This is a genomic window from Streptomyces odontomachicola (assembly GCF_039605595.1).
Taxonomy (GTDB): Bacteria; Actinomycetota; Actinomycetes; order Streptomycetales; family Streptomycetaceae; genus Streptomyces.
In genome coordinates this window covers 282181-299222 of the sequence record NZ_JBCFOK010000003.1, presented here as the reverse complement: position 1 = coordinate 299222, position 17042 = coordinate 282181, and the positions used below count along the sequence as shown (strand labels likewise).

Here is a 17042-nt window from a genome sequence, read left to right as displayed (position 1 = left end):
TCTGTAGCCCCAACGGCATCATGCTCAGCCGAGGTCGGCCCCGGCCCCTCGCCGACCGCTCGCCACGGCTGAAACGATCACGGTGTGACTGGAGTGATCACGTCGTCAGTGCCGTCCTGGAGAGGTCCCTTTACGGGACTGAGCCCGCGCTGCTTCGGCAAGTTGGTAGCCGCAGTACGACGTGAGCGGGCCGCTGATCGACCGCGCGGCCGGCCCTGGAGTCTGTCGTTGGAGGATCGCGTCCTGCTGGTCACGGCGTGCTGGCGCACAAACTTGACGATGCGCCAGCTGGCGCCGCTGTTCGAGGGTTCGGGATCTCCAAGTCGGCTGCAGACCGCATCATTGACCACCTCGGTCCGCTGCTGGCACTCCGGCAACGGAGCCGGTTCCGCAGGGACACCGTCCTCATCGTCGACGGCACCCTGGTGCCCACCCGCGACCACTCGGTGGCCGAGCAGTCGAAGAACTATCGATACTCCACGGCCCATCAGGTTGTGATCGATGCCGATACCCGCCGGGTCGTAGTCGTCGGCCAGCCCGTGCCGGGTAACCGGCATGACTCCCGAGGCTGGAAGGAGTCCGGCGCCAAAGCCGCCGTCGGGAACACGATGACAATTGCCGACGGCGGCTATCAGGGCACTGGCCTGGTCATCGCGCACCGCCGCCGCACAGGCGAAGAACTGCCCTCCTGGAAGGAGCAACACAATCGAGAACACAAACAGATCAGGGCTCGCGTTGAGCACGTCTTCGCACGCATGAAGAGCTGGAAGATCCTTCGCGACTGTCGCCTCAAAGGCGACGGCGTCCATCACGCCATGCTCGGCATCGCCCACCTGCACAACCTCGCCCTCACAGGATGGAGGGCCCCAGAGTCGGTGAGCCGTGCCCGAACGCACTTACGGGACAGCCCTTAGTGCGCGTCCGGCGCCATGAGCACGTTCTCTGCGTACAGCTCGTCCGAGACGCGCTCGACGAGCATGCGGAAGTCATGCAGCGGGACGCCACGAATCTGCTTGATCTTCCCTTCAACCAGGAAGGAGGCCCCACACGCGATGCGGCGTGAGGTACCGTGCGCTGAGGGTCTTTGTGCTCCTCACCGCGGAACGGGCGACGGGTTGGCGGACCAGTCGGCAGGCAGGAAGCCACCGCGGCTCATCCACTCGTCCAGAGCCGCGAAGCGTTCGAGCACTTCGCTGAGCTCTCCACCCCAACTACCCTCAGGGTCGGCGTCTACAGCGTCGATTCGCGTAACAGCCGCTCGCAAGAGCTGGAGCCCAACGTCCGGGTCCATGGTGTGAACTCCCTTCACCGGAACGTGAGTTGTCCGCTACCGCGGACGGATGGTGCCCACCCAAATACGGTGACGAACTGCCACCGATTACCGACCACACGGGAGGAAATTCGAATTTCTCGCCACGACCACATGGAAACGGCCCCTGAAGCCACTCAACTTCAAGGCCCGCCCCAAGCCGTGCAGCTCTACCCGGTCACGCCCTCCGAGCACTCCGATACACCAGATCATCGCGCGCGCCGTCAAGCCTCCCCTTCAACGGGCGCCATTCCTTGACCGCAGCGTCATCCGCACGCTGCACTTTGGAGGACGAATTCCGGGGCCCGCCAAACAACCTCTGCGCAACCTGCCCCAGAACTCCGGCCCGCCCCAAGTCGGTTGCGCATGCACCGATTTCGAGCACCGTGCGGAGTACGGGGAAGTCCTCACCATCACCCCACGCCATCCGGAAGATCTCTTCGCTGTGGCTCGCCAGGTACGGCACCGTGGCGAGGGGATCCAGAAGTTCGGGATGATCTTCTCCGCCAGCGATCATATCCGAGGCGTCAGGACGGCCGCTCAGCCGGTAGCCGTTCCGCGCAGCGGCATCCCGCACAGCCCAGTAGCGCACCGTCGCCCGGCTGACCACGATCACTTCTCCGTCACGGCGAACGTACTGCCATGCCATCGGCTCTTGCGTGGCCAGCCAGACCGCTGCCACCTCAGAGGTGGCGATGATCTTCCCTAGGCGCCTGGCGAACAGGAACACGGAGTCCTGCGCCACGTCGTCACTCACGTCGTCCGTCCCGTACGGCGCCTGGCCGCTGTGGGCCACCGTGCCGCTGCCGTTCATACGCTTCCGAGACCGGGTCGCGTCAACGGCACGGCAGTAGCCGCGAGATATCTTGCGGAGTTCCGCGAAGTCCTCCGATGTCACCCGTAACATCTCCTGCCGGGAGACATCCATGATTGAATTGCCCACGATCATTCCCCGATCGCTCCCGATGCGCACCCTTTGCGCTGCATCTCGGCAATTCCATTGTCCCGCAATTCAGTGCCAATTCAATGGGGTTAACGAAAGCGGACGAACTTACGTGCGACTCATCGACACTCCCACCCAATAGATTCCGAAAATCACCATTCAATTTTCCCGCCACCCCTTTCAAGGAAAGAATTGAATGAGCCTCCAATTGAGTAAATCACCCGCTCGACTCAACCACTCTCTAGTTCACAACACCCTGCACCCTCCCAAACTGAGTACAGTGCCTCTACGTACTCGAGTTGCGTCACCCCTAAGAAGGGCGCAGACCGCCGTGGCCTGCAACAACACCGGGACGCCGCCCTTCCGCCCTAACGGGAAAAGAGATAGGTAATGGGGTTGGCATACGGATCGGCAAACGCGTAGGCGGAAGCTCCGCCAAGACGATCACTTCGAACTGGCCGTCACCGGCCGTCGGTTGCCGCCCGCGCCGCCAGAACCGGAATGGATGCGATCTTCGCCGGGTCCAGGTGCTCCCACACCAGCCCGGCCGGCCGGTGCGGCGCCGTACAGGTGATGATCTCGTCGGGGGTGACGATGAGGTCCACGCCAAAGTCGTGCTCGCCGGCCGGGAGTTCCTCCTCGAGGACCTGGAGCGCGTGCACCGTGGTCACCACCACGGTGTGCTCACCGATCAGACCCGCTTCCCGCAGGAAGGCGAGCTCCAGGTCCGAGTAGCCGGCGCCCTTCCCCAACCGGACCCCGGCGCGGTTCACCGCCACGCTGCCGACCACCACCAGGTCCACCGGGCGAAGCTGCTCCACACCGACGCGCGGTGCCACGGTGGCCGCCACCTTGCTGGAGGCGGCCTCCTGCGGCGGCACCGGAAGCTGGGCGGGGTCGAGCAAGTAGAACGGCTTCGGGTCGGCCAGCTTGGGCACCGCCATGAAGACGGTCTTGCCTTCGCTCAACGCCCGCGCCCGCACGGGGAGCTGCGCCTTGTCCGGCACGGCCTTGATGAACTCCGCTCGCGGCCAAAAAAACAGCCCGGCCAGGCGCTCCGCTGCTTGCTCCGCCCCTCGGAAGTTGGGGATGCGGCCATGGGCCGAGCCGGCCTGCACGACCTCGTGCATGTCGAGCAGGTCCCAGACGCGCTCGCGTACGCGCTGCTTGTCCTCGTCCACGGGTGTGGGCACGGTCGACTCCTTCATGCCGCGGTCACGTCGCTTCCATCAACGCCCTCAGACGGTCCTGCGCTTCCTGAACCGCCTGCTCGTTGCGCCAGGGACGCAGTTCCCGGGCCGCTCGGAAGACGAGGTTCATCCCGCCCCCTCCACGTGTGCCGCGCAGTTCGTCCGCGGCGTCGTTGAACGCGGCGAGCGCTGCTTCCAGCACGCATGGCGTTCGATGCCCGAGTCCGCGGCGTGGCCCCCGTGGCCCACCCCCACCTCGCCGGCGTCGACCACCGTTCCAAGGCCCCGCATGCGGAGGGAGGCGCGTCGGCCTGCCTCCCATAGCGACTCGACCGCATCGCACCAGATGTCCAGGTCTGGGGCGGCGCTCAGCTCCCTGGACCGGGCCTTGCCCCGATGGGAGGCGCGGGCCCAGTTCTGGGGGTCCTTGAGGGACATCAGGGCGGGAGTCCAGGCGCTCACGTCGTCGCGGTAGGCGAAGATCCCCGCCTCGCCCAGGGACTCGACGAGCCCGGGCGTCGGGTGAGCGATCACGGGGATGCCGGAGGCGAATGCCTCGATCGCCACCCGCCCCCAGGGCTCGTAGATGCTGGGCATCAGCATGACGCGCGAGCGGCTGTAGACGTGCTCGTGCATGCCCTTTCCCGATACGCCGTCGGCGACTTCGCAGTTGGGCAGCCGGGGCGGCGGCATGATCTGCTGCCCGTAGGCGCCGCGCACGCCGAGGAACTTCCACTTCGGCGTCCACGCGGCGATCTGACAGAACAGGTCGCCGCCCTTGTCTCCGTGCAGGTTCACCAAGGTCGCATGCTCGCCCGGCCCGGTGCGGTACTCCTCCGCGATCGCGGGAGGGCGCACGACGACCGTCCGCTTGGGCAGGAACTCCTGGGGGTAGCGGGCGTAGTAGATCTCGCCGTCCCGCCGGATCCACTCGCTGTTGTAGACCACGAGATCGGCCCCGGCCGCGTTGTGGAAGCTGGCGGCGAAGTTGTCGTGGCAGATCACGATCACGGGTATCCGGCGGGCGGAGGCCAGGCCCGACACGAGGGGCACGTTCTCGAAGTGGGACAGGAGCACATCCGCCTCCTGCACGTGGGCGGCGAAGTCGGCGCCCTCCTGATACGGGATGACGCGCACCCCGTCGATCTCGTAGGTCCTCTCGATGCTCACGAACAGGCACCGCAGGCACGACAGAGCAGGTCACCCCTGCCGCGCATTGCCCGCACAGACCACCCCTGCCGCCCAGGCGCAGGACACGCGGCCCGCCAGCCCCAGGCGCGGATCCGCTCCCGTGACCGGACCACTGCCGATCGCTGAAGTGCGCGGTGCCCGCTGTGGGGCGTGGAAGCTTGCCCTGACACGAACACAGCAGGGCAAGTAGCAGCAGCGCGAACCATCACAAGAACACGTCTTGTGACGATGCTCTACCTCTTCTTCAGTCATCGTTCAACTTCTCCAGCGTGCCATTGGCTCCGGGGACATAGACTCTCCGACTGTTCTTCTCGATCTTGCGGATGACCTCTCCGGCAAGGTCAAGGCCTTGCATTTCGGCGAGTGCGACGAGGTAGAGGAAGATGTCGGCGAGCTCTTCTCCTCTGTCGGGTAGCCCTTTGCGCCATGCGGTGAATGCCTCGCCGACCTCAGCGGTGAGAAGGCCGAACTCAAGCGGGATGTCGCTGGTGTTGAAGCCCTTGGCAGTCTTGTTTTCCCAGGCGAGTTTCTGGGCTTCCGCGATGTCCACTCGTGCTCCCCTCGACGGTGCTGGCGACGTTTCGGGGGAACCCTAGCGATGCTCGGGAGTCGGATGCGGTTTTTTGCGGTGTCCGTCATCCTCCGGTGGAAAGCGGGCGTGTGCTGGTGTCGTAGGTCAGGACCGGGGCGTAGTGGCTCAAGGTGGCGAACGCGCGCTGGTAGGCGCGGTAGAGCTCGGTGATTTCGTGCATGCCGGGGGCACGTCCGTCACGGAGCTGCAGCCGGTGCCGCAGCGTGGTGGAGGGCGCGGTGACGTGAAGGAATATCCCGCCGCGATACTCAACCAGTTGTGCAAGGTCCAGGACCTGACTCCAACTGAGACGGGAGTGGCCGCGATAGAGCGGGCCGTACACGAGTTCGCTGAGGAAGCAGCGGTCGAGCACCAGTCGGCCTGGCCTGGCGAGGAGGTCGCGATAGCGGCTCATCACGTCCTGATGGTCCGGAGTTCGGGGGGAGTGGACAGCCGCGAAGCGGTGGCGGTCCACGAGGACCGTGGCGAAGGTGCTCTTCCCTGCTCCGTCGCATCCGTCGAGCACGACGGTCCGGTGGGCGGCGACGTGCTCGATGGTCACTGGCGTAACCATGCTGCGGCTTCCCCGGTGCAGGTGAACGTCGCGGTGAGGCCGTATTGGACCATCAGGTTGCGGTGGTTGGGTTCGCGGCCAGCGGCGTGAGTGTATGTGGCTCGCGGCAGGTAAGCGGCGACGGGTCGCCCGGTGGCGCAGGCGGCGCCGATAAGCAGGGCGGCGCCGGGCGGCGTCTCGGCACCGCAGACGTCGATGACGATCCGGGGAGCGGTGCTTGCCCGCAGCCAGTCGGCTCGCGCCGCCGATGCGGCGTCAGGATGATTGAAGCGAGTTGGACCGTCTGCGCGGATGCCGTGGGCAGTGAGATCGGTGAGCAGGTTGTCTTCGGCTGCGGCATAGGGGGACGGCTCCACGTACACGGTGTCGTCGGCACGTGCGGGTGACTCGTGCACGCCAGTAGCGGAGGTGGGGAGGTGGAGAATCGCTTCGGTGCACGCACGTACGGCATGGTGAATCTGCAGTTGATTACGGGCGGCGAAAGCGGCGAACCGCGTGCTTCCTGCCGTCCCTGGCACGGGACCGAGTCGAGGCGTGCGGAGGATCTGGGTGGCCACGGCGTCCAGCAGCGGGTCGGGGAACGGGGTGTGCTGGCTGGCGGGTGCGGTGGAATAGTCCTGGAAATCGGTAGTCATCACGACGATGGGCACATGCAAGGCGGCGGCGTAGCCGATTTCCATGCAGACGCCGTCGTCCACGCTCGGGCCGTGCATGATGGCGATCAGGGCGCGGAGGCGGGGCAGCCGGTCACAGTCGAGCTCGAAGACACGTTTGCCTTTGACGTCGGCCACCAGGTCTTCTTCGGCCGTGTCGCAGAAGGGCAGGAAGATCTGGTCTTCGCCGATCTTGAGGGCGAGTTCGTGGGCGAGCTGGGCCGCAAGTGCCCGGTCGTGGGCGGCGAACAGCCGGTGGGCGATGTAGTACATCGGGCCTCCTGTCGTTCGGTCAGGATTGGGGTCGACGTGGAGTGGGCAAGGGCAGCGGCCTTTGGGTGGTGTACCGGGTGGCGGCGCGCACGGCCTGGTCGAGGGAGATCGCGGGTGTCTGGCCGCGGGCGCGCAGGGCCAGGTAGGTGCCGGCCAAGGTGTCTCCGGCGCCGGTGAGTTGCCGCAAGCGCACCGTCGGCGGGGTCACAAGGTGATGCAGGTGTCCGTGCAGGAGGACTCGTGCGGCGCGGGGGCCGTCGCTGACGATGACTTCGCGGCAGGTGCGCTCAGGGAGGGTGGCGGAGAGGATGCGGTGCTCCTCCGCGTTGGCGAAGATCGCGACGGCGTGGTGCAGCCACGCCGCGGCGGCGGGGATCATCTGTGGCGCGCTGGGCAGGTGGAAGTCGAGGCTGAAGGTGCGGCCTTGTGCGGTCAGCGCCTGAAGGATGGCGGGGACGTCGAGTGGCTTCCTGCAGCTGATGTGGAAGGCATCCGGCAGTCGCTGGTTGATGATCTTCAGGGCGTGTTCGGTGAGTTCGGCGCCGATGGCATAGTCCGCGTCCACCGAGCGGATGGTGCCGTGCTCGTCGTAGCGGATGGTGAAGGTGGTCGATGCTCGCGTGCCGCTGTGCACCAGGGACCAGTCCAGCCCGAAGAGGCGTGGGTCTGTGGGCAGATGGGATAGGTCGGGGCCGAGCGCGGCGACGGGCGCAGCTCGATGACCTGCGCGGACAGCGGCAATCGACAGGTGTAACGCGGCCCCACCGAGTTGCCTGCCGGGCAGCTGCCCCGGGCGGTGGATGTGGTCGCGGGAGATGTTGCCGATGACGGCGGTGCGCATCAGGTGCTCCCGGCTCGCGCTGCGGCGTGCTGGCAGTCGGTCACCGCGGCGCACAGGGGGCGGTGCGGACACAGCCGGCCCGGCGGGCGGTTGAGATAGAGCCGCTTGAAGTAGATGAGCGTCAGATGGGTCCACCATGTCGGGGTGACCGAGGCCGGGATGGTCACGCGCCTGCCGACAGCGAGTTGGCGCAGCGTGTCCGCGTGGCGGTCTGCGGCGTCCTCCAACAGTCGCCGGAACTCCTCGTGGGCGGTCGGTCCGGTGGACAGATCGAAGCCCAGCGCGGGTGCGAGCTTGGTGACCATCCCGGAGTCGACCGGGACGATACCGCAGTGGTATCCGCGGGCGTAGAGCACCGCGCACTGGGCTACTTTGAAGGAGGCGCCGTGCACCTGTTCGGCGAAGGCTGCGATCAGCTCGTCGGCCGGCATGGACGTCAGATCAGTGCCCTCGCGGTCCCACCGGGCCAGCGTCTCGGCGAGTGAACGCAGGTAGCTGATGCGGGCGTCAGGCAGGCCGAGCGGGGCGACGAGGTCGCGGGCGTGGTCGTCGTCGATCGTCGCGAGTGTGTCGAATCCGAGAGCCGCGGCGCGACGGAGAACGGTCGTGTAGGTGCCGACCATGCGGTAGTTGATGCGGGTCGACCAGCCGGCGGCCAGCATCCGCGTCCGCCAGTCCCTGATCGCGGTGGGCCACCAGGTGTTGTGATCGTGGTTGGCCTCGACCTCAGCCCGCACATCGGGCAATGCGTTGGCTCGGACGGCCAGGGCGAGGATCTTGTCGGCGGCGTGCTGGCCGGGTTGGGTCACGAGCACGAGCATGCTCCCTGATGGGCGGGAGCTGTGTAGGTGGCAAGGGCGAGATTCGAGGTGAGCACCGGCCGGGACAGTGCGTGGCTCAACAACCGCGCGGCGGCCAGCGTGCGCCATCCGGTACATGACAGCACCAAGGCGTCGCAGGCCTCGACGGCGCCGGGCGGGAAGCTGGCGCACAGCTCGAGAATCTGCCGCGGGGTGATGGACGGGTAGGCCTCCTCGAGGCCCAGACTGGTGTGGGCCAGTACCTGGATGCCGCGCGCCGTGATGGCGTGGGCCTCATGCACCGTGACGGGCTCCGGGTAAGGGGTGGCCAGCAAGATGCGGTGCAGTCGGCGTCCGTGCAGCTGGGAGGTGAGTGCGTCGAACGCCGTCACCACACCGGTGGGCAGGCTGGGGCCGCCGGTGAAGCCAGCGGATGTGCAGGCCAGGAGGGTGGTCTGCAGGGGTAGATGGCGCAGCGATTCGACGGCCTCCGCCGCGGCGGAGCGCAGTTCGTGCAGGAAGGTACGGTCGAGGATGGTGGTGCGGGAGGCTGGCACGAGCCGAGCGTAGTGAAACACCACGTCCTCCTCGGCGAGTTGCGGCAGTTCCTCCTCCACAACCCGGTTCGCCCAGGGCAGCAGCACCCCCACATGCCGAGTCACCCGTGGTTCGAGCAGACTCTCGTGCGCATCAAGCGGCATGATGGCTCCCGTAAAGCACGCGCGGGGCATGGCCGGTGACGGTGATGTTGGCCGGGGTGCCCACCGGGACAACCGCGCCCGGCTCGATGATCTGGATGGCATAGGAGCCCAGGCGGCGGAAGCAGGTGCCGCGCTCGTCGATGAAGTACGCGTGTACACCGGGGATGGCCAGCCCAGTCGGATAGACCCGCTCTTTCATCGGCCGGTCCCAGATCTGGTCGATGTCGGTCTTCCAGGTCTCGAAGTGCGTCGCTGATGGGAGGCCCTCCAAGCTCCCTTCGTCCTCAGCCAGCGGCGTGCCGGGGAAGGCGCGGGCCTGGCGCACGTTAGTGCGGTGGCACTGCAGCCCCGCGTCCAGGATCCGCTGCAGCGCCTTGAGGTTGGCCAGGTGCGTGGCGTGGCTCTCGCCGGGAAGACCGTAGATCAAGTTGAGGCCGGGCAGCAGCTTGGGGAGACCATCCGGGCCGCGCTCGGCGCCGGCCTCGTTCACGTGCTCCACCGCCCGCAGCAGGATCTCCTCGGTGCACGTGAGGTCGTTGCGGTTGATGACGACCGGGTCGAAGGACTCAATGCCCAGGGGTGCGCAGTTGCCTTCGGTGCACAGCTCGGCAACCGTGGCCGCTATGCGCTTGCCCACCGGAGCGGCCACGGCCAGAGGATCGGCGTTGTCGATGTGCAGCATCTCCAGCTCGCCGCACTGCTCACGGATGCCGCCCAGCAGCCGGCGGATCGCCTCCGCATCCCGGTTCTGGTAGGAGAAGAAGCAGGTCTGCTGCCCGATCCGGAAGTGCCGCACACCGGCTGCGTAAAGCTGCCAGACCTCTTCGAGCACGTCTTCCACCGGGCGGTGTACGACGGCTGGCGACTTCGCCGGCTCATTGCAGAAGCGGCAGAAGATCCGGCGGGTGCAGCCGCGGTACAGCTCCAGCTCCGCCACCGGCTGCCACGGAATCTGCTCGATCAGTCCGGCGAAGGACTGCCGGTCGGCGCGCAGTTGCTCGTACGCCGCAGGAACCTGGCTGCCCAGCGCCAGCGATCCGGAAGAGATGGTGTGAGTGTGCACGGCATCGAACAGCCCGGCCCAGGCGGCGGGTTCAGTCAGGGCGTAGGTGGCCATCGGGCCGAGCAGGTACCGGCGTCCGCGCACGCACGCCACCGCGCGGGCGATGTCCTCGGCGGAGCCGTTGACGGCATGCAGGTGCCTCGACGGCACCTTGTCGCCAGCCACCACGACCACCGCCGGGGCATTGCGCAGCAGCTCAATGGCTTTGTCCCGGTTGCCCGTGGTCGAGTACGTCATCCGGTCGCAAAGCGGCGGCTGCACCAGTGGCTCTCCGCCGGTCAGACACCAGCGGACATCGTCGATGGTCACATAGCGCACGTCCGCCGCGAGACGCAGCCGCGTAAGCACCGCGTACGCCTGCCGCACGTATGCCGAGAGGAAGGGCGGTACGCCCAGCCCGCTGGGTTCCACCGTGTAGCAGTCTAAGATCACCATGGGTGCGGTCACTGGGACTCCCTCCTACCGACACCAGCCGAAGCCCACGCGGCACCATGTGATGGGTCCTCACTTCTCAGTGTCCGCGCGGTGGGCGCCATTGAGCAGTGCGCGGAGGGGTGCTGAATGCACCGACCGCTCGTCGATCACGCCTACCACGAAGAAGGGCACCCCACTGTGCCCGTCCTCCGCTGGGAACCCACTGTCAGGGTCGCTGGCCTCCGGGTCCGGCATGGCTGTTGCCCCCTGTCGACGGCATGACCTGGGGGGGGTCACCGAGTCCGAGAGGCGCCGTTGGAGACGCTGATGAGAGCTCCGACTACCGCCTGGCCGGACGCAACGCCCGGCACCTGGTGGGCGGCAGGTCTGCATAACGTGGATGCGCGCACGACGCCAACGCCCCGGCCAGCACCACCCGCTCCCGCTGCGGAGGACGAAGTGAATGACCACGACGACGTAGGCGTCTTCCTGGGCCTGGACGTCGGCACGAGTACCCACCACGGACACGGCCTCACGCCGGCCGGCAAGAAGGTCTTCGACAAGCGACTGCCCAACACCGAACCGAAGTTGCGGGACGTCTTCACCAAGCTGAGGGACAAGTTCGGCACCGTCTTGGTGAGCGTGGACCAGCCGGCCTCGATCGGTGCCCTGCCGTTGGCCGTCACCCGGGCCGCGGGCTGTCAGGTCGCCTACCTGCCGGGACTTGCCATGCGGCGGATCGCGGACCTCTACCCGGGTGAGGCGAAGACGGATGCGAAGGACGCCAGCGGTGATCGCGGACGCCGCCCGCACCATGCCCCACACCCTGCGCTCGCTTGCGCTGACCGACGAGATCACGGCCGAGCTGACCGTGCTGGTCGGCTTCGACCAGGACCTGGCCGTCGAGGCCACCCGCACCTCCAACCGGATCCGCGGCCTGCTCGCCCAGTTCCACCCGTCGCTGGAGCGGGTCCTGGGGCCACGGCTCGACCATCAGGCGGTGACCTGGCTGCTGGAGCGCTACGGATCCCCGGCCGCGCGCTGCGCAAAGCCGGACGCCGCAGACTCGTTGAGGTGATCCGCCCCAGGGCGCCGCGGATGGCCACCCGGATGATCAACGAGGTCTTCGAGGCGCTCGATGAGCAGACCGTCGTGGTCCCGGGCACCGGCACCCTCGACATCGTCATCCCCTCGCTGGCCCGCTCGCTCGGCGCCGTCCACGAACATCGACGGGCGCTGGAAGACCAGATCACAGCCCTGCTGGAGGACCACCCTCTTGCCAAGGTCCTGACGTCGCTGCCCGGCGTCGGCGTCAGGACCGCTGCCACACTGCTGGTCACCGTCGGCGACGCAACCGGCTTCCCGACCTCCGCCCACCTCGCCTCTTATGCCGACCTCGCTCCGACAACGAAGTCCTCGGGCACCTCGATCCACGGCGAACATGCCCCATGCGGCGGCAACCGCCAGCTCAAACGCGCGGTGTTCCTCTCCGCCTTCGCTGCCCTGCACGATCCCGTATTCCGCACCTACTACGACAAATGCCAGGCACACGGAAAAACCCACACGCAAGCCCTCCTCTGCCTGGCCGCCAACGGACCAACGGGCTCTTCGCGATGCTCCGCGACGGCACCTTCTACCAACCCAGAACCCCACGCCTCACTTGACGAAAGACATAGAGGCACCCCCGGACTCACGACGTCGGTTCAGGCCCACACGAAGTGGCGGCACTACACCCTGCACCAACCTCAAGGACATGCCCGGCGGTTTCAACTTCCGCCTCTCCTGCGCCCGTCACGACTTCGGCTATCGCAACTACAAGCACCTGATCAGCAAGAAGGCGTTCCACGGTTCCGCCCATGAGCGCCGCGCAGACAGCGCCTTCCTCTCCGACATGCGCCACAAGTGCCGTACACAGCCGAACAAGACGCCCAAGGAACGCAAGCGCTGCCTGAAGGTCGCCAAGGCCTACTACAACGAGGGCAGCTGAACCCGCCACGCCGCAGTTGGGCCGACGTCGCCGCCAGCTCGGAGATGCCCGGGTCGGTGACGTGACGTCACCCGCAAGCGTGGCCGACCTTCACGGCGGAGCTATCGCAACGGCCGCCGCTCGTCGCAGAACGCGGTGGGAGCGGACAGGAACACATCCGCCTTCACCAGCCCGTAGGCGATGTTGAACGTGTCGAGCCAGTACGACCAGCCCCGGATCCCCGCCGCGCTGCTGAACCTGTAGTTCAGCTGCCAGCGCACCCACTGGCCAGGGAGAAGCCGTACCGCCGGGGGCCGTCGGGGCCGGGGCGGCAGGGCGAACAGCGGCCGTATCCGGGGCAGGACGCGCAGTCGCCCGTCGGCCTCACCGAGCTCGACGTCGACCGTCTGCAGGTCTTCCCAGCCGCCGTGAGGCTCGAAGAGGTCGCGCTCATGCATGCGGATCACATGCGCACCGGGGGCCTCGGCCTGCGGGAGGGCGAAGCCGACCGGGGCCGCGTTCCTGCGCGTGGCGGCCTCCCCGCCCCGGGACTCCTTCGTCCAGGACGTCCGGACCCATTGCACGGTGATCTCCACGGCGCTCCCCTGCCGACGCATCGAACACGTCATCCTATGTCCAGAGGCACGAAGCACCGCGGGAGACGCCAGGGAGTTCGGAAAGTCACGAAGACAACGCCAGCCGCGAGACCAGTTCCGTACGGGAGCCGATGCCGAACTTGGAGTAGGCGTTGCCCAGGCGGTATTCGATCGTCTTCACGCTGAGGACCAGCTCGCGGGCTATCTGCCGGTTCGTCAGGCCGCGGGAGGCCAGGCGCGCCACGGTCAGCTCCTGGGCCGTGAGGACCGGGTGCCGTGGCTCGGACGCGGGGTGGGCCGTGTGCCCGCGGGCCGTCAGTTCTGCGCCGCACCTCTCCAGCCGTGCGCTGACCAGGCGCTCGTGGCTGGCGGCGCGGGCAGCACGGTGGTGCCGAGTAGGCCCACTCTCCGGCCTTCCCGGCGCGCTGCGCCTCGGTGTCCTCCGGCCACTCCTCGTCCAGCTCCTCGTCGGCACCGGACATCGACAGATACCGCATGCTGCTGCGGTCTCCGCTGATGCGTGCCAGGAGTTCTTCCGGCTCGATGCCGTGCGCGAAGATCACGCTGTAGCCGGTGTCGAAAAGGCCGGCCATCCACGCGCCGGTTTCCTGCTCGTTGCTCATGCACGCCACTCTCCTCAGCCGCTCCGACCGGCGCCGCTCATGGCGGTGCCGGGCCCAGGCTTCTCCGGCCGCTGCCGCACGCGGGGGTGGTAGGCACGCATACCGGCCGCACCCTCGTCCTGGCGCTGATACCAGTAGCGGTGGTGGAGCCCGCGAACGCGGTCACCGCATCACGGGGAGCCACGCGGTATGCGGCTGCCCGGTTGGCGAGTTCTTCGGCCTCCGGCGGGGGGGGGTGCGGGCGGGCGAGGTGGTTGGTGAGGTTGGCCTCGTCCCAGTGCCGCGGGTACATCCAGACTGGGAAGATGCCGGCCTCGGATGTGGTTCCCGCGCCTGCGGGGTTGTGTCGTTCTCCTCGCCGGGTCGGGCAGGCCGAGGTCGTGGAGGGTGAGGAGACGGCCGAGGCGGCAGGAGAGGGCGAGGGTGCTGGCATCACGTGACGGCCCCGTCTCCTGGGCTGCTCTCGGCTGCCAGGGCGGCGCGCAGCCGCCCGGGTGGGGTGAGGTGGTGCGGGAAGTGCGGGCCACGCGCCCAGTGCAGGGCGGGCGGAGCCACCCGGTACTCGGCCGGCAGGGTCAGCCAGTCCCCCACCGCATACAGCCGCACCATGCTCGGCCACACCACACCGACGCGCGGGATGACGAGGAAGTACGCGTGCTTGGCTTGTGAGGTCTCGCGACTCTCTTGACCGTCTGGCCTCAGGACGCTCTTGACGCAGCGAAGATCTTTCGGCGTTTGCGGTCTCAGGAGTCGCTTGACGGCTTGGCCGGGTTGGAGTGCCGGGCGTGGACGTGCAGGTGCGTGATCGGTGCCGTGTCGCGGCGGGGTTTGGTGGCGAGTTCTTCTTCGCCGTGCAGGATGCGGAAGTAGGTGTCCTCGATGACGACCGTGACGATCTTCCCGGCGTTGGCTCGGCCGAGCTTCAACCGCTGGCCGCCGACCATGATGCGCCCGGTGGTGCCGACGCGGCGCTGGACGCGGATGGAGCCTGCGGGCAGCGGGGTGGAGACCGTGTGGGCTCCGCGCAGCGTGTGGAGCCGGTCGCTGGTGACGGGACAGGGCCAGGTGGCGGCCAGTACGCCTTGGCTGATGGCGTGTATGAGGTAGCCGTCCAGGCGGAGGGTGATGCGCTCTCCGGAGTGGTTCGGACCGAGGAGGTAGGGGCGTCCGGCCACCAGGACACAGCCGTCGCGGCGGACGTTGCGCTCGATCTCGACCGGTTCGCTGGTGGGCGCGAGTTGAAGACCGCCGCGACGGGGCAGTGCCGGAGGAGCCGACGGCGCGGCTGCGGGGCGGGCGCCGCGCATCGCCAACTGGTGCAGATGGTCGGTGGACAGTCGGGAGGCCACGGTCCGCAGGTGGCGGCCGTCGAGGGAGACATGGATGCTGCGCTGGTCGGCCCAGACGGTGACGATCCTTCCGGCCCATTCGCGGCCGATCCACACGTGCTGGCCGTCCGAGGCGAGTGTGGTCGAACCGCTCGGCGGCACGAGGAGCTCGAACTCGATCGCTCCCGCGGCGGCAGGTGGGGCCGGCGGGGGTTCGATCACCTCCAGAGCGCCGTCGTCCGAGGCGGTGGGGTACTCCTCCGCGGAATCCGCGCTGGGGATGTCGATGTCCGGGCTGGGTGTGTTGGGCCGGAACCGCTCGATGGGCCGGGCCATCTCCAGGGCCTGATGCGGGCGCCGATGGTTGTAGCAGCTCACCCACTCGTCGATCGCCTGCTGAGCCCCGTCGAAGGAGACAAACGGGGCCGCAGCATCCAGGAATTCCTGCCGCAGTGTCTTGTGAAACCGTTCGATTTTCCCCGTCGTGGTCGGAGAGCGAGGCTTGGTGAGCCGGGCGTTGATGCCGTTCTGCCGACAGATCCGCTCGAACATCACCTCCACCGGCAACGGCTTCACATAGCGGCCGGTGAACTGCTTGCCGTTGTCCGTGAGCACCTCGGATGGCACCCCGTAGCGGCGCATCGCGGCGACGAACGCCTCGCAGACCGCCCGGCCGCTAGGCACCGCCACCAGAGCGGAGACCACCACGAACCGGGAGTGATCGTCGATGCCGGTGACCAGCTTGCACTCCCGGCCGTCGGCGAGGAACACCCCGCCGACCAGGTCCAGTTGCCACAGAGACATCGGACCGGCCCGCTGCCAACGCTTGAACTGCCGCTTGTGCTCCTGCTGCTCGGCTGTCACCAGTCCGTTGCGCACCAGAATCCGGTGGACGGTTGCCCGCGAGGGCAGCGGGGCGGCTCCGCGCCGGCCCATCTCGTACCGCAGCCGACGCGCACCCCACCGCGGGTGACGACGCCGCAACTGGCAGACCAGGGCCTCGATGTCGGCGAAGGTTCGCCCCGGGCTACTGCGGGGACGCCGGGAACGATCCACAAGCCCGGTCATGCCCTCCCGCTCGAACCGCGTCCGCCAGGTATGCAGCGACTGCCGCGAGGTCCCGAAGCGGGCAGCCACCTCCCCGATCGGTGACCCCTCCAGCACCTCTCGGACCGCCCGATACCGGTACTCCTGAAGCTCACGCGGTTCCACGCCACCCACCCCCAGCCCGCGACACCTCCACCGCAAGGTACGAGCTGAGGCGGACAAGGATGCGCCGAGACCAGAACAGACCGAGATCCCGAAATCGGTCAAGCAACTACCGAGCACGAACGGTCAAGGAAGTACTGAGTCGTCACAAGCCACGGAGCCCTCCTCCCCGCGAACGCGACCTGCTGCGCACCGAGGTGGAGACCGAACTTGCCGATGCCGAGCAGGCACACGCTCGCGCCGAATACGCAGAGCAGCACATCGCGGCCGTACGCGCCGAGTGCGACGTCATCGAGCGCGAGCAGCACGGGCAGCACGACGAGGACGCCGACGGCATGCGCGAAGCCGTACGCCGCATCCGCGCCGTTCTCAACTGCCCGTCTTGCGCTGACAGGTTGGCGCACGACGGGCACTGCCCCTACCCCGAGACCCACAACACGAGCTGCGGCTGCACCCACGAAGCCGAGAGGAGCGACCGCTGATGCCGCTGACCACGCACACCTGCTTCGTCGTCACCTGCTGCGCATGCGGCACTCCGCTCGTCGTCGACGACGAATACGCGCCGCACTACGACAGTGCGGCGGAGGCGTACTCCGCCGCACGCGATCTCGGGTGGACCGTGCTCCGCCCAGCTTCACTCCCGCCCAGAGGACCACGTGATGCCCGAACAACTCGCGCTCGACGTGCCCGCATCGCCGCGCCCGGACCTGCGGCCCACGACGTACTTCGAGCACCGCGGCCCGCACAACTGTCGGCCCATCCGGCTCGTCACCCGCTACGGGCCCGGCCGCGGCGTC

At 67.8% G+C, this 17042-nt stretch carries 16 protein-coding genes and 2 pseudogenes; 4 read left to right on the top strand and 14 right to left on the bottom strand.

All coding sequences use genetic code 11. From position 1 onward, the window contains the following. Positions 1-84 precede the first annotated feature (84 nt). Positions 85-914 (top strand): annotated as a pseudogene (locus ABEE00_RS06540) (transposase). A 573-nt stretch (positions 915-1487) separates the two neighbouring features. Here the strand turns inward: ABEE00_RS06540 and ABEE00_RS06535 are convergent. The 10 genes from ABEE00_RS06535 to ABEE00_RS06490 all read right to left on the bottom strand — a co-directional run bounded on the left by ABEE00_RS06535 (position 1488) and on the right by ABEE00_RS06490 (position 10556). Next, positions 1488-2258 carry a hypothetical protein gene (locus ABEE00_RS06535; protein ID WP_345744293.1) on the bottom strand — a complete coding sequence of 257 codons (771 nt, stop codon included), beginning with the start codon at positions 2256-2258 and terminating at the stop codon, positions 1488-1490. A 455-nt stretch (positions 2259-2713) separates the two neighbouring features. Then, positions 2714-3445, bottom strand: coding sequence for a 5-formyltetrahydrofolate cyclo-ligase (locus ABEE00_RS06530; protein ID WP_345744292.1), 732 nt, complete (start codon positions 3443-3445; stop codon positions 2714-2716). 123 nt (positions 3446-3568) lie between these two features. Then, on the bottom strand, positions 3569-4612 hold the full coding sequence (locus tag ABEE00_RS06525) for a glycosyltransferase family 4 protein (RefSeq protein WP_345744291.1): 1044 nt from the start codon (positions 4610-4612) through the stop codon (positions 3569-3571). 265 nt (positions 4613-4877) lie between these two features. After that, positions 4878-5183, bottom strand: coding sequence for a nucleoside triphosphate pyrophosphohydrolase family protein (locus ABEE00_RS06520; RefSeq protein ID WP_345744290.1), 306 nt, complete (start codon positions 5181-5183; stop codon positions 4878-4880). A gap of 85 nt (positions 5184-5268) precedes the next feature. Then, on the bottom strand, positions 5269-5766 hold the full coding sequence (locus ABEE00_RS06515) for a hypothetical protein (RefSeq protein ID WP_345744289.1): 498 nt from the start codon (positions 5764-5766) through the stop codon (positions 5269-5271). Further along, entirely contained in the window at positions 5763-6704 is a 942-nt protein-coding gene (locus ABEE00_RS06510) for a nucleoside 2-deoxyribosyltransferase (RefSeq protein ID WP_345744288.1), read from the bottom strand. The genes ABEE00_RS06515 and ABEE00_RS06510 overlap by 4 nt, the downstream gene beginning before the upstream one ends. A gap of 19 nt (positions 6705-6723) precedes the next feature. Continuing rightward, a complete protein-coding gene (locus tag ABEE00_RS06505; RefSeq protein WP_345744287.1) occupies positions 6724-7545 on the bottom strand; it encodes a carbohydrate kinase family protein in 822 nt (273 codons plus the stop codon). Next, on the bottom strand, positions 7545-8354 hold the full coding sequence (locus ABEE00_RS06500; protein WP_345744286.1) for a hypothetical protein: 810 nt from the start codon (positions 8352-8354) through the stop codon (positions 7545-7547). Before ABEE00_RS06500 ends, ABEE00_RS06505 begins: the two co-directional genes overlap by 1 nt. Beyond that, positions 8351-9046 (bottom strand): aspartate racemase/maleate isomerase family protein, encoded by a 696-nt coding sequence (locus ABEE00_RS06495; protein ID WP_345744285.1) that lies wholly within the window; start codon positions 9044-9046, stop codon positions 8351-8353. The genes ABEE00_RS06500 and ABEE00_RS06495 overlap by 4 nt, the downstream gene beginning before the upstream one ends. Continuing rightward, a complete protein-coding gene (locus ABEE00_RS06490; protein WP_345744284.1) occupies positions 9036-10556 on the bottom strand; it encodes a radical SAM protein in 1521 nt (506 codons plus the stop codon). Before ABEE00_RS06490 ends, ABEE00_RS06495 begins: the two co-directional genes overlap by 11 nt. Before the next feature lie 426 nt (positions 10557-10982). Between ABEE00_RS06490 and ABEE00_RS06485 the strand changes: the two are divergent. Together ABEE00_RS06485 and ABEE00_RS06480 are read left to right on the top strand one after the other, a co-directional pair. Next, positions 10983-12187, top strand: a pseudogene (locus ABEE00_RS06485) (IS110 family RNA-guided transposase). Positions 12188-12276: 89 nt separating this feature from the next. Continuing rightward, complete coding sequence (locus ABEE00_RS06480; protein WP_345744283.1) at positions 12277-12510, top strand: phospholipase A2; 234 nt, start codon at positions 12277-12279, stop codon at positions 12508-12510. Positions 12511-12611: 101 nt separating this feature from the next. Here the strand turns inward: ABEE00_RS06480 and ABEE00_RS06475 are convergent, their stop codons facing one another. The 4 genes from ABEE00_RS06475 to ABEE00_RS06460 all read right to left on the bottom strand — a co-directional run bounded on the left by ABEE00_RS06475 (position 12612) and on the right by ABEE00_RS06460 (position 16263). After that, positions 12612-13085: a hypothetical protein gene (locus ABEE00_RS06475; protein WP_345744528.1), complete on the bottom strand. Its 474-nt coding sequence runs from the start codon at positions 13083-13085 to the stop codon at positions 12612-12614. Between the two features lie 85 nt (positions 13086-13170). Further along, positions 13171-13329 (bottom strand): response regulator transcription factor, encoded by a 159-nt coding sequence (locus tag ABEE00_RS35775; RefSeq protein WP_451918505.1) that lies wholly within the window; start codon positions 13327-13329, stop codon positions 13171-13173. Between the two features lie 811 nt (positions 13330-14140). Continuing rightward, a complete protein-coding gene (locus ABEE00_RS06465; protein WP_345744281.1) occupies positions 14141-14317 on the bottom strand; it encodes a hypothetical protein in 177 nt (58 codons plus the stop codon). A gap of 134 nt (positions 14318-14451) precedes the next feature. Next, a complete protein-coding gene (locus ABEE00_RS06460; protein ID WP_451918515.1) occupies positions 14452-16263 on the bottom strand; it encodes an IS481 family transposase in 1812 nt (603 codons plus the stop codon). Positions 16264-16442: 179 nt separating this feature from the next. On the opposite strand from ABEE00_RS06460, the gene ABEE00_RS06455 reads away from it, so the two are divergent. Next, positions 16443-16727 (top strand): YwdI family protein, encoded by a 285-nt coding sequence (locus tag ABEE00_RS06455; protein WP_345744279.1) that lies wholly within the window; start codon positions 16443-16445, stop codon positions 16725-16727. Positions 16728-17042 lie beyond the last annotated feature (315 nt).